The sequence below is a fragment of the Streptomyces sp. NPDC002853 genome, assembly GCF_053591915.1.
In genome coordinates this window covers 362565-383349 of sequence record NZ_JBSFUS010000002.1, presented here as the reverse complement: position 1 = coordinate 383349, position 20785 = coordinate 362565, and the positions used below count along the sequence as shown (strand labels likewise).

Annotated in this window: 18 protein-coding genes and 1 pseudogene; 10 read left to right on the top strand and 9 right to left on the bottom strand. The window is 67.8% G+C overall.

The window, feature by feature from the left end:
- Window positions 1-515: 515 nt before the first annotated feature.
- From ACWD02_RS06260 to ACWD02_RS06250, 3 genes are read right to left on the bottom strand one after another with little or no spacing between them, the layout of a single operon-like run.
- Window positions 516-1664 (bottom strand): CaiB/BaiF CoA transferase family protein, encoded by a 1149-nt coding sequence (locus tag ACWD02_RS06260; protein WP_451205020.1) that lies wholly within the window; start codon window positions 1662-1664, stop codon window positions 516-518.
- Window positions 1665-1704: 40 nt separating this feature from the next.
- On the bottom strand, window positions 1705-2901 hold the full coding sequence (locus ACWD02_RS06255) for an acyl-CoA dehydrogenase family protein (RefSeq protein WP_451205018.1): 1197 nt from the start codon (window positions 2899-2901) through the stop codon (window positions 1705-1707).
- A gap of 33 nt (window positions 2902-2934) precedes the next feature.
- Window positions 2935-4497: an AMP-binding protein gene (locus tag ACWD02_RS06250; protein ID WP_451205016.1), complete on the bottom strand. Its 1563-nt coding sequence runs from the start codon at window positions 4495-4497 to the stop codon at window positions 2935-2937.
- A 142-nt stretch (window positions 4498-4639) separates the two neighbouring features.
- Between ACWD02_RS06250 and ACWD02_RS06245 the strand changes: the two genes are divergently transcribed.
- Complete coding sequence (locus ACWD02_RS06245; protein WP_451205014.1) at window positions 4640-5251, top strand: TetR/AcrR family transcriptional regulator; 612 nt, start codon at window positions 4640-4642, stop codon at window positions 5249-5251.
- Between the two features lie 67 nt (window positions 5252-5318).
- Here the strand turns inward: ACWD02_RS06245 and ACWD02_RS06240 are convergent, their stop codons facing one another.
- Complete coding sequence (locus ACWD02_RS06240; protein ID WP_451205012.1) at window positions 5319-6698, bottom strand: MFS transporter; 1380 nt, start codon at window positions 6696-6698, stop codon at window positions 5319-5321.
- A gap of 323 nt (window positions 6699-7021) precedes the next feature.
- Between ACWD02_RS06240 and ACWD02_RS06235 the strand changes: the two genes are divergently transcribed.
- From ACWD02_RS06235 to ACWD02_RS06225, 3 genes and pseudogenes are all read left to right on the top strand, one after another.
- Window positions 7022-8212, top strand: a complete 1191-nt coding sequence (locus tag ACWD02_RS06235; protein WP_451205010.1) for a serine hydrolase domain-containing protein — start codon at window positions 7022-7024, stop codon at window positions 8210-8212.
- Window positions 8213-8309: 97 nt separating this feature from the next.
- Window positions 8310-8556 (top strand): annotated as a pseudogene (locus tag ACWD02_RS06230) (IS5/IS1182 family transposase); the annotation flags it as partial.
- A gap of 471 nt (window positions 8557-9027) precedes the next feature.
- Window positions 9028-9924 carry a CPBP family glutamic-type intramembrane protease gene (locus tag ACWD02_RS06225; protein WP_451205008.1) on the top strand — a complete coding sequence of 299 codons (897 nt, stop codon included), beginning with the start codon at window positions 9028-9030 and terminating at the stop codon, window positions 9922-9924.
- A gap of 456 nt (window positions 9925-10380) precedes the next feature.
- Here ACWD02_RS06225 and ACWD02_RS06220 read toward each other — a convergent pair whose 3' ends face one another.
- The 3 genes from ACWD02_RS06220 to ACWD02_RS06210 all read right to left on the bottom strand — a co-directional run bounded on the left by ACWD02_RS06220 (window position 10381) and on the right by ACWD02_RS06210 (window position 12618).
- Window positions 10381-10716 carry a VOC family protein gene (locus ACWD02_RS06220; RefSeq protein WP_451205006.1) on the bottom strand — a complete coding sequence of 112 codons (336 nt, stop codon included), beginning with the start codon at window positions 10714-10716 and terminating at the stop codon, window positions 10381-10383.
- 313 nt (window positions 10717-11029) lie between these two features.
- Window positions 11030-11527 carry a hypothetical protein gene (locus ACWD02_RS06215; RefSeq protein ID WP_451205004.1) on the bottom strand — a complete coding sequence of 166 codons (498 nt, stop codon included), beginning with the start codon at window positions 11525-11527 and terminating at the stop codon, window positions 11030-11032.
- Window positions 11528-11568: 41 nt separating this feature from the next.
- The gene (locus ACWD02_RS06210; protein ID WP_451205002.1) at window positions 11569-12618 is read right to left on the bottom strand and encodes a GNAT family N-acetyltransferase; all 1050 of its coding nucleotides are present in this window, start codon (window positions 12616-12618) and stop codon (window positions 11569-11571) included.
- A gap of 506 nt (window positions 12619-13124) precedes the next feature.
- On the opposite strand from ACWD02_RS06210, the gene ACWD02_RS06205 reads away from it, so the two are divergent.
- From ACWD02_RS06205 to ACWD02_RS06195, 3 genes are all read left to right on the top strand, one after another.
- Entirely contained in the window at window positions 13125-13820 is a 696-nt protein-coding gene (locus ACWD02_RS06205; protein WP_451205000.1) for a L,D-transpeptidase, read from the top strand.
- 374 nt (window positions 13821-14194) lie between these two features.
- The gene (locus ACWD02_RS06200) at window positions 14195-14593 is read left to right on the top strand and encodes a hypothetical protein (RefSeq protein ID WP_451204998.1); all 399 of its coding nucleotides are present in this window, start codon (window positions 14195-14197) and stop codon (window positions 14591-14593) included.
- Between the two features lie 466 nt (window positions 14594-15059).
- Complete coding sequence (locus tag ACWD02_RS06195) at window positions 15060-16349, top strand: MFS transporter (RefSeq protein WP_451204996.1); 1290 nt, start codon at window positions 15060-15062, stop codon at window positions 16347-16349.
- 136 nt (window positions 16350-16485) lie between these two features.
- Here the strand turns inward: ACWD02_RS06195 and ACWD02_RS06190 are convergent, their stop codons facing one another.
- Window positions 16486-17055 (bottom strand): CGNR zinc finger domain-containing protein, encoded by a 570-nt coding sequence (locus tag ACWD02_RS06190; RefSeq protein WP_451204994.1) that lies wholly within the window; start codon window positions 17053-17055, stop codon window positions 16486-16488.
- A gap of 115 nt (window positions 17056-17170) precedes the next feature.
- On the opposite strand from ACWD02_RS06190, the gene ACWD02_RS06185 reads away from it, so the two are divergent.
- The 3 genes from ACWD02_RS06185 (at window position 17171) to ACWD02_RS06175 (ending at window position 19323) form a co-directional block, all read left to right on the top strand.
- Entirely contained in the window at window positions 17171-18355 is a 1185-nt protein-coding gene (locus tag ACWD02_RS06185; protein WP_451204992.1) for an MFS transporter, read from the top strand.
- Window positions 18356-18407: 52 nt separating this feature from the next.
- The gene (locus ACWD02_RS06180) at window positions 18408-18596 is read left to right on the top strand and encodes a hypothetical protein (protein ID WP_451204990.1); all 189 of its coding nucleotides are present in this window, start codon (window positions 18408-18410) and stop codon (window positions 18594-18596) included.
- Between the two features lie 211 nt (window positions 18597-18807).
- Window positions 18808-19323, top strand: a complete 516-nt coding sequence (locus tag ACWD02_RS06175; RefSeq protein WP_451204988.1) for a hypothetical protein — start codon at window positions 18808-18810, stop codon at window positions 19321-19323.
- 583 nt (window positions 19324-19906) lie between these two features.
- On the opposite strand, the gene ACWD02_RS06170 is transcribed toward ACWD02_RS06175, so the two are convergent.
- Entirely contained in the window at window positions 19907-20083 is a 177-nt protein-coding gene (locus ACWD02_RS06170; protein ID WP_451204986.1) for an amidohydrolase family protein, read from the bottom strand.
- Window positions 20084-20785 lie beyond the last annotated feature (702 nt).

Below are 20785 nucleotides of genomic sequence, written 5' to 3'. Positions count from 1 at the left end.
TCCGTCATCGCGCGCCTCCGGCGTGCCACTCACGCTGCGGTCAGGTGACCGCGGCTCCCTTCACGACCCGTCGAGCGTCATCCCGCACATCCCATGAACCGGCCTTCCTCTATGGTCGTTCGACGGCAGCCCGATTTCGGCTTCACCGTGGCCGCTGTGGCGATACCTGCTGCACCCTCCCTGGGGCGTTGGGTGCAGCACTGTTTCGGCATCGGCAGGGCCGGGGGCGGCGGATGCTCCTTGCGCGGGTGCTGGTCCCGAGGTTCTTCCGACCTCATGTCGCGTACAGCGTGCGGGCCTTGGGTGGGACTGCCGCGCCAGGAGGGTGCCGCGCTCGGCGAGCTGCCCGCCGTGCAGACGTCGCGCGGCGCCGGTCTTGCGCCACCAGGTGCGCACCACCAGCTCCGCGAGCGCCTACGTGTGGGTGCCGGTCTCCCGGTCGGCGTCCTGGGGGATGTCGGCGAGCAGTCCGCCTCATCACCTCGCGTTCTCACGCAACGGGGGAGGTGCGACGGTCAACGTGTTGCTTCGATCGCGTCGAGTTCGTCGAGGATGTCCCTGCTGTGCTGGTCCAGTTCGGGCGCTGGGCTGCGGAAGGTGTCCAGGCCGGCCTCGAAGGTCACCGGAAAACGGGCCTGCGGGTTGGCGCCGGGGCGGTCGGGCGTGGTGAAGAGGTTGCGGGCGATGGCCTGTGGGTCGTCGAGGAGTTCGCGGGGGCGGGTGAATACGGGCGCCCAGGGGGCGTTGATGGCGCTGAGCCGCTGCTGCCACCAGGCGTAGTCCCGGGCCTGGAAGACCTGACGCAGCAGGTCGCAGACTTCCTGCCTGGCCGCTGTGCGGTGGGCACGCTGGTCGTAGGCGGGGGTGTCCAGGGCGGGGAAGTCGTGGGCCAGTTCGGTGCGGAAGCGGAGCCAGAACTTGTCCTCGAAGGTCGCAAGTGACAGCAGGCGGCTGTCGGCGGTTTCGAAAACGTCGTTGTCGCCCTGGACCAGGCCGGCGTCCAGAGGGTCCTCGATGTTCATGAGGGGCAGGGCGAAGAGGGAGCACCAAGCGGTGATGGACTCGCCCAAGGACACGTCGATGTGCTGGCCCTGGGCCTGACCGGTCAGGGTTACGGCCAGGGCGAGGGCGGCGTGCATGGCCCCTGCCATGTCGCCGACGCGGACGCCGGGGCGGGTGATCGTTCCGTCGATGCGCCCAGGGACGGTGAAGAATCCGGACAGGCCGAGGAAGTTGAGTTCGTGGCCCGGCTTGTCGGCGTAGGGCCCTGTCTGCCCGTAGCCGCTGAGCGAGCACAGGATGATTGCCGGGTTCGACCGGCGCAGGGTGTCGAGGCCGAGACCGAGGCCGGCGAGGACGCCGGGACGGAAGCTCTCCACCACCGCGTCGGCGGTGCGCACGAGGCGTAGGAAGGTGGTCCGGTCGTGCTCTTGGCGCAGGTCGAGGGCCATGGAGCGCTTGTTGCGGTTGAGGGCGTCGAACAGGTCGGGGGCAAAGCGTACGGGGTCGCCGGTGCCCGGGTCCTCGATCTTGATCACGTCGGCGCCGAGGTCGGCGAGCATGGAGGTGGCGTAGGGGCCCGGCAGGAGCCGGGACAGGTCAAGGATGCGCTTGCCGGTCAGCGCTGACCAGGACGGAGCGGTGGGCGGCTGGTTGGGGTGCATGGGTCTTCCTCGGGCTCGACGGGGTGAACGGCAGGGTGTGTCAGGTGAGGAAGGCGAGGCCCCTGGCGATGCCGTTGCGCTGGATCTCCGAGGTGCCGGTCAGGATGCGGAACATGCGGATCTTCCGGAAGAGGAACTCGATTTCGTTGCCTTGGGTGAGTCCTTCTTTGCCGTGGATCTGGACGGCCTGGTCGAGGATGCGGAAGGCGGATTCGGCGACGAAGAGCTTGCACATGAATGCCTCGGTGCGCACGTCGGCCCCCTGATCGAGCGCGGTGAGCGCCGCGTAGGTCATGGAGCGGGCGGCGTAGAGTTCGGTGGCCATGTCGGCGACCTTGTGCTGGATGGCCTGGAGCATGAGAAGGGGTTGTCCGCCGGCGACCTTGCGGTGCCTGGTGCGCTCCAGGGTCAGATCGAGGGCACGGCGGGTGGCGCCGATGACCGTGGGGCAGTGCAGGAGACGGTTGGTGGTGACCCGTCCAAGTGCGATCCGCATGCCCTTGCCCTCTTCGCCGAGGAGGTTGGTGGCCGGGACGAGGCAGTCCTTCAGGATGATGTCGCTCTCGATGTGTTCGCCTGACATCGGGGTGGCGCCGGGCTCGACGCGGCAGCCGGGGCTGTCCAGGTCGACGAGGAACGCGGAGAAGGAGGGCTTGTCGCCGTCATTCTCGCCGGTGCCGGCCATGCGGGCGACGATGATGGCGAAGTCGGCGAAGGGGCCGGCGGAGCTGAAGACCTTGTGGCCGGTGAGCCGGTAGCCGTCGCCGTCGCGCTCGGCGGTGGTGTGCATGGAGCGGACGTCGGAGCCGGCATCGGTCTCGGTGAGGGAGAAGCAGCAGGCGCGCTCGCCGCGGATGAGCGGCAGCAGGTACTCCTTCAGCTGGTGTTCGGTGGCGTGCTGGAGGATGTCGCCGGCGCGCAGGGGGCCGCCCATGTCACCCAGGACGCTGTGTCCCAGCACGCGTCCGCTGGCGCCGATCTCCTCCTTGAGCGCCGCGAGTGCGGTGTTGGAGAGGTTCTGGCCGCCGTATTCCTCGGGCAGGTGGATGCCGTAGAAGCCCAGTTCGCGGCTGCGGCGCCAGATCGGTTCGAGGTCGGCGCGGGTCAGGTGGCTCTCGTGGGTGAGGCCGCGCTCGTTCTCGTAGCGGGCGAGTTCGCCCTCGAGGTAGTCGCGCAGCCGGCCGACGAGGTCGGCGACGTGGGGGTCGTCGTACGTGGGGCGCAGGGAGAAGGTCATCGCGGGTGGTTCCTTGTCCGGGGTCGGTGGAATTCAGTTCACGCGGCGGGCGGCGTTGGCCCAGAACGGCTCGCGTACGGCCTTGCGGTCGAGCTTTCCGTTGCGGTTGTGGGGCAGTTCGGTGACGAAGTCCACCGAGCGCGGCTTCTTGAAGCTGTCGAGGCGCTCGGCGCAGAAGCCGGCCACCTCTTCGGCGGTCAGGTCGCTGCCGGGCCGGGGCACGATGACGGCCTTCACCGCCTCGCCCCATGTCTCGTCGGGGGTGCCGACGACGCAGACCTCCTGGACGGAGGGGTGCTCGTAGAGGGCGGCTTCGACCTCGGTGCAGTAGATGTTGAACCCACCGGAGATGATCATGTCTTTCTTGCGGTCGACCAGGAAGAGGTAGCCGTCCTCGCGCATCCACGCGAGGTCTCCCGTGTGGACCCAGCCGTCGCGGAAGGTCTCGGCGGACAGTTGTGGTTCCTGCCAGTACTCGCGTACGCAGTCGGGCCCGCGCACGATGACCTCGCCGACCTCGCGGGGTGGCTGGGGGCGGCTCTTCTCGTCGACCACGCGGATCTCGGTGTCGTACATGGCGCGTCCGCACGACTGGAGGAGTTCCGGGTCGGCCGCGGCTGCCCGGGCGACTTCCTCGCTGCTGAGTCCGGCGACGACGCTGGTCGTCTCGCCGAGGCCGTACCCCTGGGCGACGACCGGTCCGAAGAACGCGACGGCGTCTTTGAGGCGTTGAGGTGAGATGGGGGCGCCGCCGACGCGCACGCTGGTCAGGCTGGACAGGTTGTAGTCGGCGGCGCCGGGGTGGGCGAGCACCATGTTCACCATGGCCGGCACGAGGAACGTCGCGGTGATCTGCTCTTGTGCAACCGTCTTCAAGAACGCCTCGACGCTCCAGGTGGGCAGGACGTGGGTGGTCGCGCCGCCGAAGACTCCGGCGAGCAGCCCCATGCCGGTGGCGTGGGTGATGGGGCCGCAGGCCAGGTAGCGGGTTCCGGGGCGGGGGCGGGACTCGTCGCTCATGAGCTGCTTGCGCATGTTCGCGAGTCGGTTGCCCACGCTCTGCACGGCTGCCTTGAGGGAGCCGGTCGAGCCGGAGGTGAAGTTCAGTACGCAGGGCGCGTGTTCGTCGACATCCACGTCCACGGGGTCCTCGCTGCCCTCGGCAAGTAGCGCCTCGTAGGTGAGGGCGCTGCTTTCGGCTTCGCCGTCGTCGAGCAGGACAGGCAGACAGTCCGTGCCCGCGGCTTGGAGTGCGGCGAGCGCGTCCTCACGGTGTGCGGAGTCGAAGACGAGGACGCGCACGGGGGCGTAGGTCAGGATGTGCTCGATCTCGCCGCGTCCCAGGCGGGCGTTGACCGGGGCACGTACGAGTCCCGCCTTGTAGAGGGCGAACTCCACCTCCACGAGTTCGCCGCGGTTCCAGGCGAGGGAGGCGACCGCGTCGCCCGGGCGCAGTCCGCGGCTGATGAGGGCGGAGGCCAGGCGGTTGGTCCTGGAGTCGAGCCGGGAGTAGGTCCAGGAACGTTCACCGCAGACGAGGGCGGTGCTGTCCGGCCAGTAGCGGGCGCTTCGGGTGAGGTAGGTGCCGAGGTTCATCAACGACTCCAGAGCTGGGACTGACCATGAAGATGTCATCCATGTTGAACGATTTCAAACAGAGTGTTCGTTAACTGGTTGACTGTCAAGAGTGCTCTAGACTGAGGCCCGCGACCGGACGTCGATGTGAGGAGGGTCCGCGATGGCCGAAGACAGGCGCATCAGGCGCACTCGGCGCGCCCTGGGGGCGGCGCTCGTCCAACTGGTGCTGGAACGGGGCTTCACCGCGCTCACGGTGGAGGACATCACCGAGCGCGCCGACGTCGCACGGGCCACCTTCTACGCCCACTTCCGGGACAAGGAGGACCTGTTCGCCCGCGTGACTGCGGACCTCCTGGAGGAACTGGGAGAGCGACTGCGCCCGACGATCACGGACAGCGCCGTGGGCTTCACCGGCAAGCCGCTGCTCGAGATGCTGCGGCATGCGCAGGACGAACGCGACCTGTACCGGATCGTCCTGCGCGGCGAGGGGGACGGCAGGCCGCTCCAGATGTTCGTGGACACCTGCGCTCGGGCCACGGCGGAGGAGTTCAAGGCCCGGGCCGAGCGCAACGACGTCACGCCGCGGATCGACGCCGACCTCCTGGCCCGGGTCTGGGTCGGCGAGCAGGTCGCCGTACTGCGGTGGTGGGCGGAGCAGGACAGGCCGCCGATGCCGGCCGAGGAAGTCGTCCGCATGCTGCTCGATCTGGCCCTGCACGGTCGTTACTGGGCCAGCGGATTCGGCGCTCCGGCTCCCTCCCCCTCGACCTGACGGGGGGCTGGGGCGGGCCTCGAGCCTTCCGGCGCGTTCCGCCCGAAGCCCTCGGCCCGCTGCTTGTTCACCCCTCGGCCTGAGCCTTGGCACCGGCCGGCGCCCGGTCTGCGATGCCGATGCCGAGACGCCGCGCGTCCCGCTCGGGGCGGATGAACAGCAGCGCCACCAGCCCGGCCGCCAGCATGACCGCTGCGGCGAGGAGGAAGGAGCTGGTGTAGCCGGCGCTCCTCGTCGCCGCGCTGTCGAGCAGATGCCCCGTGAGATAGGGCGCGACGAGTCCGGGCAGGGTTCCCGTCGCCGCGACGACGCCGAACAGCGCGCCGCGCTGCGCCGTGGGAACGACCGCCGCCGCGGTCATGTAATGCAGCGGGAAGGCGATGGCGTGCGCCCCGAACGCCAGCGCGATGAGGACGAGGCGGGGCGTCGATGCCTGCACGAAGGGGACTGCGGCCATGGCGAGGCTCGCCACGACTACGGCCATGCCCTGGGGTGCTCCGCTGGACCACCGTTGGGATATGCCTCGCTTCGTCAGCGCGTCGACCAGTGGGGAGATCGCCAGCAGCAGGACGAGGCTGAATGCCGAGATGCCGCTGATGAGCGTGGCCGCCGAGGCCGGGCTCATGCCGAGTTCCGTCCTGAGGTAGGGAGGCAGCCAGGCATGACTTAGGGCCATTGCCCATGAAGCGCCGAACGCGCTGGCGACGCTGCCTACCACTGTCCCGCTCAGCAGCAGCTTGCGATAGGGCAGCCGGACACCGGACGGCTCCCGGGTACCGGACGGCTCCCGGGTACCGCCCCGGGTGGAGGGCGGCTGGCCGTACGGACCGTCCTGGCCCACGCGCCACCAGAGGAAACACCACACCATGCTGGCGGCAGCGAGCGCGGCGAACGCCGAGCGCCACCCGAAAGCGGTGATCAGCCATGTGATCACGGGCGCCGCGATCAGAGTGCCGAGCGCGGCACCGCTGATCTGCAGAGCCGAGGGCAGCCCTCGCCGGTCCACGGGGAACCACTTGTACAGCGCGTGCATCGACATGGAGGTCGCTGGGCCCTCGGCCGCGCCGAGCAGCACACGACCCGCGATCAGGCTGGGCACCGTCGCGACCACGAGTACGGGTAGTTGGGCCACGGCCCACACCAGGCACATGGTGAAGAGCAGGACATGGCTGGAGATCCGGGACGAGAAGAAGCCGACGACCAGCCCTGACAGGCTGAAGAGGACCGAGAACGAACTGGAGATCAGACCGTATGTGCTGTTGCTGATGTCCAGGTCTTCCATGATCGGCACCGCCGCGAGCCCGAGAACGGACTTGTCCGCGAAGTTGATGATCATGAAGCCGACGATCATCACGGTGACCAGCCAGGCGCGGTGGCGGTCGAAGACTGGCTCCGCCGCGCCGCCGACGACGTCGACGGCCGGGGAGGGGGAGGGCTGGGAGGCCATGGGTGACTCCTGCGTTTCGAGGAGGAGCAGGGGATCGAGCTGTTCCGCCACCGGCTCAGCGCCGGGGCGCCGACCGCATGGCTTGCGGTCGCTCCACCCGTGGGCGGAATGAGGCGCCCGACGCCTCCGCAGCCACAGGTAAGTGAACAGGTCGTCCGTTAACGCTCTGTTCGTTTTGGAACGTACTTGCCTGCGAGCGTGTGGTCAACGGTTGCGTCCGAGCCCATGCCGTAGCCCCTCGCTCCCCGGAGGGGTCTGGATGTACTTCCGGACAGCATGTACGTTAATGATCGTTGTGACCGCCAATGATTCAGGAGACACCCATGTCCGAGACGGCTCCGCTGAGCGATCTGAACTGGACCCGCGGCTACACGGACCCTGACTGGATCCGGCGCTACACCACCTCAGGCCGGGAGTTGACGCCCAGCCGAACCGTCTGGCGAGGCGGGTCCGCTCCACGCCCCCTGCCCACCAGGAACGTCGAATGGGAGACCTTCCGGATCGCAACGCCCGACGGGCGGACGCTGACGCTGCCAGAGCTGTTCACCGCCGCCGAGACCGACGCGTTCCTCGTCCTCCACCGCGGCGATCTGGTGTACGAGAAGTATCTGCATGGCATGACGGCGAACACCACCCACTTCAACGCCTCCGCGGCCAAGTCGTACATGGGCCTCATGGCAGCGGTACTCGAACACCAGGGGCTGCTCGATCGCGGGGCCACAGCCTCGACGTACATCCCCGAACTGGCGGGAACCGCATTCGGCGACGCCCAGATCGACCACCTTCTCCACATGGGCACGCAGGTCAGCTACGCAGGCCGCCCGTACGACAAACCGATCGAGGCCCAGCGCTACTACGCCGTCATCGCACCCCAGTTGCGTCCCTACGGCTACTCCGGGCCCACCAGCATCCGCGAACACCTCACCACCGCACGGGCGACCGGCAAGCCAGGCACCGAATTCCGCTACGAGAACGGAAACGTCGAGACACTCGCTGAGATCCTCCGGCGCGTCACCGGGCTCAGCACCTCCGCCCTGCTGAGCGAACTCGTGTGGTCCCACATCAGGGCGCAGGAGGACGCGTACTACATCCTCGACGGCGACGGCATCGAGGCGGCATGCGGCGGCTTCAGCTCCACCGCCCGTGACCTGGCACGACTGGGCGAGATGATTCGATGCGGCGGCGCGGTCGGCGATCGGCAGATCGTCCCGCAGTCGGTCGCGGAGGGCATCGTCTCCGGCGTTCCCGACGGCTACCCCCGGCGCGTCCGATTCCCCGCGGCACCGCCCACCGCACCCGCCGACCTCTCGTACCACGACTTCTGGTGGATCCTGAACGACCCCTATGAGTCCTTCATGGCCAGCGGCATCCACGGTCAACGCCTGTTCGTCTCACCCCGACTCGACCTCGTCATCGTGCACTTCGGCTCCCAGGTCATGTCGCCTGCAGTGCCCCCCGCCCCACTCGTGCAGGCATTCCTCCAGATCGGAACACACCTGGAAAACACCGCCTGAGGCGGCTGTCGCGCCACGTCGCCGACCTACGGCCACCCAGCATCAACCGCTCGAACTGCGACGCGTCACGCAGTAGCCAAGAACCGTTGAGGCCGGCCTGCCGCTCGCGGATCGGGTGTGGTTGGTAGCCGCGTACTGGCGCACGCACCTTACGTCGCGGCAGGTGGCGCCGTTCTTGGGATCTCGAAGTCGCGGCGGGCCGAATCCTGGACCACCTCGCACTCTTGCTGACGATCTCGCCGGCCTGCCGACCCCGCAAGGACAGCGTGGCCGACACACTGGTGACCACCCGAGACCGCAGCGTCTCCGTGTCGAGCAAGAACTACCGCTCCTCGACCAGCGTTGGACAGGCCTGCTCGCGATCGATCTTCGTTAAGGCATGCCGGTCCCGCCTCGTACAACCCGGCGAATAGCGCGACCGCCCAGACGTGGACCTGCAGCGCGTCGGCGCAACCCTGCCGTGCGCCGAGCTCGACTCCGAGTCGCAGCAGGGCCATCGCCGTCCCGCCGCGCTGGGCTGCGGGCCTGCTGATCGCGGCGGTTTTCGGGTGCGGCTTCACACAAAAATCCACGGTCTCCGTGCGGACGCGGCCACGCTGAGTGGGCCAGAGCTCCGGGGCGTGTTCACCGCTCGTCTGGGGCGATACATCGAATGATGCAGTGGGTTGTCCTTCTCTGTCAGGAGGAACGGCGGTGCAGGTGCGGGAGACGATATCGGCGCCCCTGTTACGCGTTCAGGCCGGTCGCCGGCCTGCTGTGAGGTGAGCGGTATGAAGGAGACCCGGCGGGCCCATCGTGCGCCGTCGTGGGGTGCCGTGCTGGGCCGCGCGGTGGCCGGCGGTGTGATCATGGCGCTCGCGTTGGGCAGCGGCATGGCGTTGGGTGCCCCGCTTGCTGACGCCGTGAACGCCTCGGGCCGAGTCGCCCAACTGGTGGCCGCGCTACCGGTCAGCTCGGTGGCGGCCGTACTCGTGGGTGTGGTCCTGCGGCGGAGCCGACGCACCTGGACGTCTCTCGGTTTCGGTGAAACGGCGGCGAGTGTACGGGCGTTGCTGACCGGCGTGGGCATTACCGCCGGGTGCGCCGCGCTGGTCCTGGGAGCGGGGACAGCCGTGGGCTTGCTCAGCTGGACCCGCCCGGACCTGTCGGACCTGGCCACGTTCGTCGCCGTGAACGGGCTCGTCGCCTTCCTGCTGGAAGCGCTGCCGGAGGAGATCACGCTGCGCGGCCTTACCTGGACGTCACTGCGCGAGCACCGATCGGCAACGGCCGCTGCCCTGGGAACGACTCTGGTGTTCTTGGCGGTTCCAGGCGCGGCGAGTATGGTCGCGGCCGCGATCCGGTGGCTGGCCGGCAGCGAGCCCCTGCCCGTACGCATCGCACCGCCGGGGCAGCGCACAGCGGACTACCTCATCTTGCTGTTCCTCTTCGGGCTGACACTCGTCGCCGCCCGGACCGCGCTGCGTGCTGCGCCGCTGTGGGCGGCCATCGGTACTCACCTGACGTTCCTCACCGTCAACCGGATCACCCTCGAAGGGCAGGACCGGAACGCCGGTTGGTCGGCCGGGCAGGCCGGCTCGGACGCCATCCTGCTGATCCCGCTGTACTTGTTGGTGGCCGCCGCCGCGTTCGTTGTCTGCGGACGGCTCCTTCGAAGAAGACCCGGGCAGGCATCCACCGCGACGGCGGTCCCCGAGGGTGTCGGGCGGTGACCCAGCTTCCCAGACTGGCGTGTCGTGATCTTGAGGTTCTGGGATGGCCGCCGGATGGGGCGCGAACGGGTTCTCGAGGTGCTCGAAAGACGCGGAGGGTGCTGAACCGGCGATCGTTGAGGCATTGGTTGAGGCGTGCCGTGTGGTGGTTCAGCGGTTGCCGGCGGATGACCGGGCTGCGTTGGGAGGCATCGTCTGTGTGTGGTGCGAGAGCGTGAGCTGGCGGGACGTATCGCCGACCTGGTGGGCTGCAGTGGCGTGAGGGCCTGGGGGCGGCTGCGGGGCTGGACCGGTGTCTGGCCACAACGGCGCAGGGACAGGGGTGGGCGGCCCTTGGCTTGTTTGTTGACCCCGGAAACGGACGTCGATGCTGCCCTTGCTCTATGTGGGCTGGTGAGTGATGTTGACCATCCAGGTGATCCCGTACTGGTCGACGAGTGAGCCTGCCTCATCGCCTCATGACTGCTTCTCCAAGGGCAGCGTCACGGTGCCGCCGGCGGACAGCTGCTCGAAGTAGTCGCGGAGTTTGGTGTCGTCGCCGTCCAGGAAGACCGCGACGTTGTTGCCTGGGGTGTGGGGCATATTCTCCCGAACGTCCCACGCCATCAGCGTGTAGCCGTCTGGAGTGCGGAGCGTGGCGTGCATGATTTCGTCGGGGCGGGGCACGTCCGGCGAGCCGTATTCGGCGTAGGTGCCCATATCCAGCTGGCCGCCGAAGATGTCCTGATAGAACTCGATCGCCTGCCGCGCGCTCCCGTTGAAGGCGAGGCACGGGTTGAGTTGAGATCCCATCTGTTACTCCTTTGGCGCGAGTGATGTGAACGGCTCGAACGTAGCAAGGGGTACCGACAACGGAGCGCGCCAGCCTTCGTCCCGTGCGGGAAGCCATCCGACCTGGGACAGTGTGCCGCCGGTGCCGCGCGCCCTGCACGCGCCGGCCCGGCTGCCAGAGCATGGTTTCGTAAGCGAGAGCGAGCAACGTTTGTCGACGGTTTTGGGCAGCACTTAACGATCAGACAGCTCGAAAATGTCGATGAGAACTGACAACGCTAGAAGGACGTGCTGTTCCCCGATGTCGTGATCACACCGGCCACCGCGAGATCGTTCACGCGTCCCGGCCGGTGGTGCTGGAGACGTGAGGCGCCCGTCGTTGACCGGGCCATAGATCGTCATAGGCGGCATCCATGAACTGGACCTGTGGCCCGCGCAGTGCGGTTGCGTCGGCGACCTCGCCGCAGGCTACTTCGGCCAGACAAGCCGCGTAGCGGTAGGCAGCGCCCCGCAACGGTTCTGTCCTGGCCGCCAGATCGATCTCCGCCTGCGCGAGCCACAGGTCGTCGACGAGTTGGCCGAGCATGTCACCGGTCGCGCTGTCGCCGTCGCGCGGGCTCATGAGCGCCGTCTTCTCCACCCGGGACGCGATGCCCAGGAACTTCAGGATCACTTCCTTGAGCTCAGCGCGATGCGCGGCCAACTGCTGGGCTTCCAGTTGCCGGGTACTCGCCCGCGACACCAAATGCTGTCCGAACAGCGACCCGACCGCGCCAAGCGCAACTCCCGCCAGAGACAACACCGCCGGCCCCAGATTCCCCCAAGATCCCATGCCTGGAGTCTCTCAGTATCGCCCCGTCCCTCCGCAGCGGCCTACCCGGTGAGCAGCCCCTTGCCCAGGTCCCGGACGTACCAGTCCAACCAGGTGCCATCCTCGGCGCAAACGCGCTCGCGATAGACGAACCCCGCCCGGAGCGCGACAGCGGCGGATACGGAGTTCTCCGGCTCCACCCGGATCACCGCCTCGGTCGCTCCCTCGCTCGCCGTGTACCGGGACACCAGGTGGACTGCGCGGGTTGCCAGGCCCTGGCCACGCCAAGACGGATAGAGCCCGTAGGCGATGTTGACTTGGCCGGGAGCCAAGCCTTCCTGCGCGAACCGCAAGTCGATCGTCCCCGCGAGCGCGTCACCGGCTCCCGATCGGATACCAAAAGCGCGGAGCGGCCCGGCACTGCCCCACTGCTCCAGGCAGTGCTGAATGTATGCCTCGACGCCCTGACGCGTCCCGGGACCTCCGCTGAGCCAGCGCACCAACAGCTCGTCCTCCCCCGCAAGGTGCGCATCCACATCGTCCAAGCGCAGCGGTGACAGAGTGACGATCCCATCGGAGAGCTCCACATCGTGCATCCGGCGATTATTGACGGCGGAGCCGCGTCGCACCATCGGATTCCGCGGGCGCCTCGCACCGGCCAAGCGGACCTTCACGCCACCGAAGTCCACCTCCGCCTCGGCCCCCGGCCGGTGGGACTGCGGAATGAACGCGTGCACCACCCCGCGGCCGGCCTCAACAGCGATCTGGGGGCGCCGGTCGGCGACACAGGCCCGCACCATCGGATAGGTCACCGCCTCCGCCCCGTGCTCGTCCAGGAGCCGGTCGCATTTCCGCCTGACGGTATGACGCTGCTTGCGCGGCGCATCCAGATCCGCCCGGAGCATCTCGTCGATCAACGGCTTGTGGGCATCCAGGCGGGTCCCGCGCGGCCGCGGCTTCTTCCGCGGCTCCGGCCAGACCGACTCCAACGCGACCTTCACCGTGCGGAATCCCACTCCGTACTCACGCATCAAGGCCCGATACGACATCCCTGCCCGGGCATCACGACGGATCGCCGCGTACAAGTCGACCTTGGCCTTTGGTGGGGCCATTGCAGCCTCATCCCGCAGAGCACGTCGCATGCTCGCACCGCAACCCCGCCCGGGCGTTGCCAGAACTCAGAGACATCGCCCTCCGGCGAATCCGAGCGTTCCCCGCTCTGAGCAACAAGTGGTGTCAGCTCCCACGTACGAATCCACAGAGCACCTCCCCGCCCTCGTTTGCCCGGTTCGCCGCTGTGCTCGGCCGCCGCGGGCGACCCCATCCGCTGGTGGACGATGACATCTTCCGCGACAGCGGGTTCGTGGGCGGCGAGGCGCGCCCCCGGCCTCTGCACCTCCACCGGGGCGAATGTCGGCTGAGTACCCACCGACGCGACCGTCGTCCTTGTGGAGGTGCTGAGGCCGGGGAGTGGGCGGCCGCCTTTGGCGACATGTCGGCCTCTGTTACACATCTGTGTCGGTTCGTCCTGCAACGAACCGCGGGCCTGTGCTGTCTAGCAGGTGGGATCCGACCCGCGGACCCATGACGTACCAGGACGAACGGGGAGTGGGCAGCAGTGGGGGACATACGCAGACGAGGAGCCGTGGCTCTGGGGATCACCGTGCTGGTGGCCCCGCTTTCGGTGGCGCTCGGCACGGGCAGTGCCCAGGCCGCGTCGTGCTCGGCACAGACCGGCCCTTACCAGAAGCAGGTCGAGAAGTTTCTCGGCCGCCCGGTGGACGGCAAACAGTCGGCAGCCGACTGCAAGGTCATCAAGGCCTTCCAGACCAAGCACAAGATCACCCCGAACGCCGGGTACGCGGGCGGCGTCACCTGGGGCGTCATGAACCTCATGAACAAGCAGAAAGCAGTGGGCAACAACCCCAACAAGGCGGGCAAGTGCCCGACCAACAAGGGGCGCATCGCGTGTGTCGATCTGACGCTGCAGCTCAGCTGGATCCAGGACGGCAAGACCCTCAAGTACGGCCCCGTCCCGGTGCGCACCGGCCGCAACGGCCACGAGACCCGCACGGGCCTGAAGAAGGTCTACTGGCGCAACATCGACCACGTGTCGAGCATCTACCACGTGCCGATGCCCTACAGCCAGTTCTTCGACGGCGGCCAGGCGTTCCACTCGGTCGGCGTCAGCGTCTGGTCTCCGCCGGGCTCCCACGGCTGCGTCAACATGACGAAGAAGGATGCCGTGAAGTACTGGAACATGCTGCGCAAGGGCGACGACGTCTTCGTCTACGGTCGCAAGCCGGGCACCTGATCCGCCGCTCTCGCGGGTGGCACCGCTCGGGCGGGGGCGCCGCCGAATGAAGCTGCGCCCTGTTGAAGCGGCTGGTCAAAGAACGGTGTGAAGGCCGTTTCGGGGTGCTTGAGCAGGTCGTGCACCGCGTTGCCGCGCCATGGATGGTCCGGTGGGGCGGGTGGGTGAAGATTTCCGGGGTTCACGGCTGCGGACGCCCCCCGCCCTCCTGGTCGAGCAGAGCAGTGGGTTCGGCACGCCAACAAGGCGCGCGTGCGCGAGAGTTCGCATCCTGAGCGGTCGAACAGCCGGCGCTTGAGTGCCGGTGAGCAAGCCCCCTGGGGGAGTGTTTCCAAGGCTTCTTCTGGCTCTTCCGAGACGGATAGGGTCACCGCGTGGGGCGCTTGAGGCCGATCGCCGGGGCGTTGCTGGACCGCTTGCCGCAGACCGCGCGGATCACTGCCGTTGCCACGCAGGCGGTGGGCATGCTCGGTCTGTACGCAGTCGGCACCGATCCTGTGGCGGCGGTGGTATTCCTGGTGCTGATGGGGGGTGCGCTGGGGCCGGTGTTCATGACCACCCAGAACGAGATGTTGCATTGCGCACCGGGCCGCACAGATATCGCACTTGCAGCGAACTCTGGTGCCTACAACGCGGGTATCGCGGCGGGTGCCGCGCTGGGGGGTCTCATCCTGCCGCTCGCTGACGTGCAGGGCGCCTTCCTCGCCGGCAGCCTTGTGACCGCCGGGGCGTGCGGGGTGCTGCTAGGCGGTCGGGTGCTGCCTGGGCGGTGACAACTGGGCCCGCTGGGGATCGAGAAAAGCGGCGTCGGGGACGGCCTCAAAGCTTCACGACCGGCCCTGTTCGAAGAGTCGTGCTTCGAAGTCGGCGATGCGCTTGTCAGCGAAGCGGAGGTTGGAGCGGGCTGAGGCAGGTACTGCCACTGGATAGCGGCGTGTAGACGTACAAGACCCCGCACAGGGCCTGCCGATCGGGCACCCGAGGTCTGCCCTGTGCCAGGTTCGGTCCCGGCTTCGGCAGCAACGCCCCGATGAGCGAACACAGTTCATCCGACACGATCCACGGACGCGACTGATGTTTCGCCACACCCAGGCCGGCGAGCCGACGTGCACACAGTCACAGATCAAATGCCTTTGTGGAACCCGTAAGCCGCCTGCCAAGGTCGTGGAGGAGGCGTCGGGGGGCAGGGGCTGGTAGCCCGTGGTCTAATCGCTGCGGTCATCGGGAGAAGGGCGGTCCGTGTCTACACGTGGTGCGCGTGAGAGTGCGAAGTCGGCGGGCCGGGGGGAGCAGAGTCCTCCTGGTTTGTGGGGCAATCCCAACTACCGGATTTTCCTCGGCATTCAGACTCTTTCGGCTCTTGGGGATTCCTTCTCCTACGTGGCGATCCCGCTCCTGGTGCTGCACAGCACGGGTTCCGTTGTGCAGATGGGCCTTGTCACCGCCTTGACCGGGGTCGCCTCAATCCTCACCGGGCTGTTCGCCGGTGTGATCGTGGACCGTGCAGACCGGCGTCGACTCCTCATGCTGGCCGACTGGGCGCGTTGCCTGCTGTTTGCTCTGATTCCGCTGGTCTGGCTCTTCGCTACGCCGATGTGGCTGATCTATGCGGTCGTCCCGTCCGCGGGCGTGTTCATGATGCTGTTCCGGGTGGCGTACGTGACGGTCGTTCCTGCCATCGTCGAGCCTCATCAGATAACCAGGGCCAACGGCCACCTTTTTGGTACGTACGCTGCCGCCAGCGCCGGGGGCCCGGCCTTGGCGGGGTTTATCGCCTCCATCTTCGGCCCGGCTGCGGCCATAGGAATCGACTCAGTCACCTTCGCCCTATCCGCCATCGGCATCCTCTTCGTGAAGATCCGCCCTGTCCGGCAGGTCTCTGCTCAAAACGAGACGGAACGGGCGGGTGTGCGGGGCGAGTTCCTCGTCGGCGTTCGGTTCCTGTGGGCCCATCCGGTGCTGCGCCCGTTGACGGTACTGCTCTCGCTGCTGACCTTTCTCACCTACGGGCTCACCGACCTCCTCATTTTCCTCGTCAGGGAGGACCTGGGGCATCCGGACAGCACCGTGGGCCTCGTCTTGAGCGCGGGCACGCTGGGCACCTGTCTGGCGTCGTTCGCCGTCGCGCGTGTTCGTGAACGGCTCGGGTTCGGCGCCAGCTGGATCGGTGCCTTCGCGCTGTGCGGTACGGCAGTTCTGTGTCTGGGACTGGCGCACAGTGTCCTGGTGGTCGGTGTGTTGTCCGCGGTGATGCTGTTCTGCACCAGCATCGCGGGTACCTGCTCCATGTCGCTGCGCCAGGAGGTGACCCCCGGCCATCTGTTGGGGAGGGTTACCGCCGCGTTTTGGACGACCCACTTCGCACTGGGCCCGCTGGGGGCGGCAGCGGTTACGGCCGCGGCGGCCGGGGTCGGCGTCACCGCCACGTGCCTGGGCATCGGTGTCAGCGTGGTGTGCGTCGCCCTGACCGGAATGCTGACGGGAATCGGACGGAGCCATCCGGATCGCCCGGCCATACAGGACGCGTGACAAGGGGGTCCGTAGAGGTCGTGCGGGTCTTCGAGCCGGTGACCGCACCACGCCAATCCCCGCTGTGCGTGTGCAGGTGCGGGGCGCGCGGGCCCATGTCATGCATGATGCACGGGCTGCGTGCTGCACCTCGGCTCTATGAGCTGTTGCGTGCGCGGAAGGCGGCGGCTTTGACGCGGTTGCGGCAGGCATTCGAGCAGAAGTGGCGGACGGCGTTGCGGGAGTTGTCGACGTAGACGCGGTCACAGTGCGGTGCGGTGCACACGCCGAGGCGGCCGGCGAGGTTGCTGCCGATGGCCAGGGCCAGCGCGGTGACGCATCCGGCGCTCCATCCCACAGCGAGGGTGTCCTGGCTTCCGTGGAAGTGGACTTGCCAGGGTTCGCCGTCGACGCGGTCGAGTTGCGGGCGTGCCCCGGTGGTGCGCAGCAGGGCATTGACGAGTTCCGCCGCGTCATCGGTGCGATCGTCGTCGACGGCGTCGAACACGGCCCGCAACTGCTGGGCGGTGCGCACGAGATAGTCCGCGTGTTCCGGCTCGACGGTGGCGTTACGGGCCTCTGCAAGTGGCAGCGCGTCGTGGACGGCGCGGGGGAGCTGGTCGCCGCGCGGGGCGGTGTAGGGGCGGCCCTGCCGGGAGCCGTCGGTCAGCACATTCACGAGCGAGACCGCTGCATCGAGCAGCGTCAGCACGTGACCATCGAACATCACTTGACTGGTCACTCCTTCGGGCCCTAGCGTCCAGGCGTCACCAACGATATCCGATTCGCCGGTCACGACTGGGGGGAGTTCCATGCAGGGAAGCGGACGGTTACCGCGGGCAGTGCGGCTGCTGATCGTGGCACGGGCCGTCAACCGGCTCGGTGCGTTCTCGATGTCTTTCCTCACCGTGCTTCTCACGACGAGTTTTGGGGTGAGCACTGCCGTAGCCGGAGCGGTCAATGCTGTCTTCGGTCTGGCCACGATTCCCTCACGCCTGGCCGGGGGACGCCTGGCCGACCGGATCGGCCGACGCCGCACCATCGTGGTGGGGCTGACAGGCTGCGCGGTGGCGCAGCTGGAACTCGCCGCGGCCGGCAGTCTGACACTGGCCATCTGCTGCGCGGCTCTGCTGGGACTGGTCTTCGAGCTCTACGAACCACCGAGCCAAGCCATGATCGCCGATGTGGTGGCGCCCAGTGAACACGTGCACGCATACGGCCTGTTGAATGCAGCCCTAGCCGCGGCCGGCATGGGCGCCGGGCTCCTCGCGGCGAGCCTGGGCCGCTGGGATCTGCGCTGGCTCTTTGTCGTGGACGCCGTCACGTGCCTGCTCTGCGCGCTCACCGTGCACCTGGTCCTGCCCGCCGACCACCACCGCACACCCGTACCGACCACCCCGGAGCCCTTGGCTGCGGTCGCCCCGTGGCGCGACCGTGCCCTGCTGCTCCTGTTCGCGACGGGGACGCTGTTCGCCGTGATCTACCTCCAGATCATGATCACGCTGCCGCTGGCCATGGACCATCAAGGACTGCAGCCTGCCGATGCTGGCCTGCTGTTCACTGCTTCCGCACTCACCATCTGCGTAGGCCAGCCGCTGATCCGCTGGAGTCCGCTGGCCACGCTCACGACGCCCGTCGCGTTCGCTGTCGGGTATCTGCTGCTGGCATTGGGTCTGGGGGGATACGCCCTCGCCGGCGGTCTGGCCGCCTACCTGGCGGCAACCGTCGTGTGGAGTGTGGGTGACCTCCTCCTAGTGGGCCGCGTTTATGCGCTGGTCGCCAGGCTGGCCCCGGCGAGCGCAAAGGGCCGCTACCTGGCTGTGTACGGCACCAGTTGGGGCATCGCGGGGATCGCAGCACCCCTCTTGGGGACGCAACTGCTTGAGCAGGCCGGGCCAGCCGGGCTGTGGAGTGCCATGGCACTCGCATGCCTGCTGCTCGCAGTCGTGCAGCCAGCTCTGGTCCGCTACGCCGCTTTCCGTGGTGGTGACGACCAACATCGGTCTGTGCCCGCCGAGCTGAGCTGAAGGACGAAGGTGGTGTTCGTCGCCCTCGAGGCGGCTTCCGGGGCGCCTGTCGGTGAATGATCTCGGCGCGTGGGCGAAGCGCAGTCCCTGCCTGCTGAAGACGACCACCACGGAGGCCACGCTTCCTAGGATCAACCTGCCTGTCTCGCTTTTCGAGATCCACTCCCGCCTCGACTCCTTCGGGCACGTCTCCGCTCGGCGCATCCGCCGCATAGCGATCTACGCCGGGGGCCACACGTAGCCATCGGGCGATGGACACCGGACAGAGAACGAACCCTGTCCATGACTTCGGCTCATACCACTAGTGGTCACCTCGGGGCAGGCGTGAGACCGCTTCGGCGAGGGCGACAGCGACCGGATATTCCGCGACTCCAGCGTCCGGCCGCACAGCGACGAGCACGAGCCCAACTGCTCCAGTCGACCCCGGCCGTCAACGGGCGGACCCTGGAGATATGAACGGCATACGTGCATCCGCGGTCGCCCGTCTCTCGGTCGCTGCGATGACTGCGTGCCTCCTGGGTGCTGGTAGCAGCCTGGCTGTGGCAGCCCCTTCGCTGTCGCCTGCAGCTGAGAAGGCAGGCGATTGGGGAGACACGAGGAAGTGGGACGGCGGCCTCACGGTGACCGTTTCCAAGCCGAGCAAGTTCACGCCCGGCGAGTACTCGATCGGCCACGAGTCCGGCAATCAGGCCGTCAAGTGGCGGATCAAGGTGCACAACGGAACCGACGAGGTGTTCCAGGGGGCACTGATGAGCGTGTATGTGAAGTCTGGAAGCGACGGCGACACCTGCGAGCAGATCTTTGACGGAGATCTCGGTGCGGGCATCGCGGGCAGTGTGTCGCCCGGATCTTCAGGTGCCGCCGACTTCGCGTTCGATGTTCCGCGGAGCCAGCTGAACAAGATTGACCTGGAGGTGCGCCCTGACTTCGACAAGGACGGGAAGCACTGGGTCGGCGAGATGAAGTAGATCCACCTCGCCGTTCTGGTGGGCGCTCTACCTGCTTACTCCAGCACGCCGAGTTCGGTATCGGGTCGGGCGGTACGGGCACGCGTCGACATCGTGCCGGGCGCGGCGCGTCTGGTCCCGGGTGATGCCCTACGGAGGCGTCCGGGCCATGTCGCAGTGCCCCGCGAGGACGTGGACCGCGGCCGCCCCTGGCCGCTGCGCTGCTCGATGAGCCAGTCCGGGACCGGCGGTCGGGCCTGCTCGCCGCGGATCCGCTCGCCTCCCGCCGCTCTCGGCCCGCGGTCCAGCTGGGGCGCTCCAAATCGCTGAGCTGCATCCGCTCGAGGAAACCCAGGGCATTGATGCGGCGGAGGACGGTCATCAGCTGACCCGGTAGTCCCGGTAGCCGGTGCTGTGGACGCGAGCGATGGCGGCAGTCTGGCTCAGTGATCGCTAGCCGGCGCCCGGACCGGCAGGCCGGGGCTGCTGCTGAACGTGATCAAAGCCCGGTGTGACCCTTAGCCGCCGGCAAGCGAACTTGTTCTCGTCTGTCGCGCTGCGTCTTGCGGTGGTCTGTGCTGGGCCCGGTGCTGACCTGGGGCGGTCAGAGGCGGAAGATACGTCGTGCGTTGCCGGCTAGGAACAGTTGGATGGTTTCCTCGTCCAGGTTCAGCTCATCGAGGTGTTCCGGCGCCTGGCCCGGAGTGATCATGGGGTAATTGGTGCCGAAGAGGACCTTCGTTCGGCCCCGGCCGCGCAGGTAGGACGGCCGAATCGTCACACCGGTAGCAACCAGCCCACATTAACAAGATCGTGTTACGAGATCTATGGGGGTATCCGGGGGGAAGGTCGTAGATGCTCCCACCGGATGACCGTGTCGGATTTCCGGCCGGGCGCGGGCGGGCGCGGGCGGGGTGAGGCCGAGAGCTCGGTGGGGGAGTTCGGGAGCCTTGGCAAAGCGCCGCAGAACATTGACGTCGGTCAGCGGGGTGCCACCCCGCTCGCACCGGGAGACCTGGGCCCCGGAGTACCCGGTCAGCTGGCCCAGTTCGCCGAGGCCCCTCGCCTGTCCGGTCTGCTGTATCAGCTCCCCGGGACTTCATACCTGCCCCGCGGGCCGCGCACTTTGCAAGACAGGCCAGCGCCCTGCATGCGGGGATCCTTGGCGGCGACGCTGGGGGCGGAGCTGTTCCATTTCCTGCTGCCACCGGCCGCGTACCGCGGCAGCGCCACTCCTCGGCGAAGGCAGAGCGGCAGTGGGGGCACCCCCGAGCGTTGTCCGGGGACAGTCGTAGCCTCGGCCGGAAATCGCCGTCCGTACAGGAGCTCGTCCGCGCTCTTGTCGCCGCTGCCCGATGTTTGTACGTTGCACCAGACACGATAGGAAGCGCTTTCATCGCTTGCCCTCTGGAGGGGACATGACGCCTGGCACCGCCATGCCGTCGTATCGGAGCCGATCTGCACGGATGAGGTTGTGGCCTGG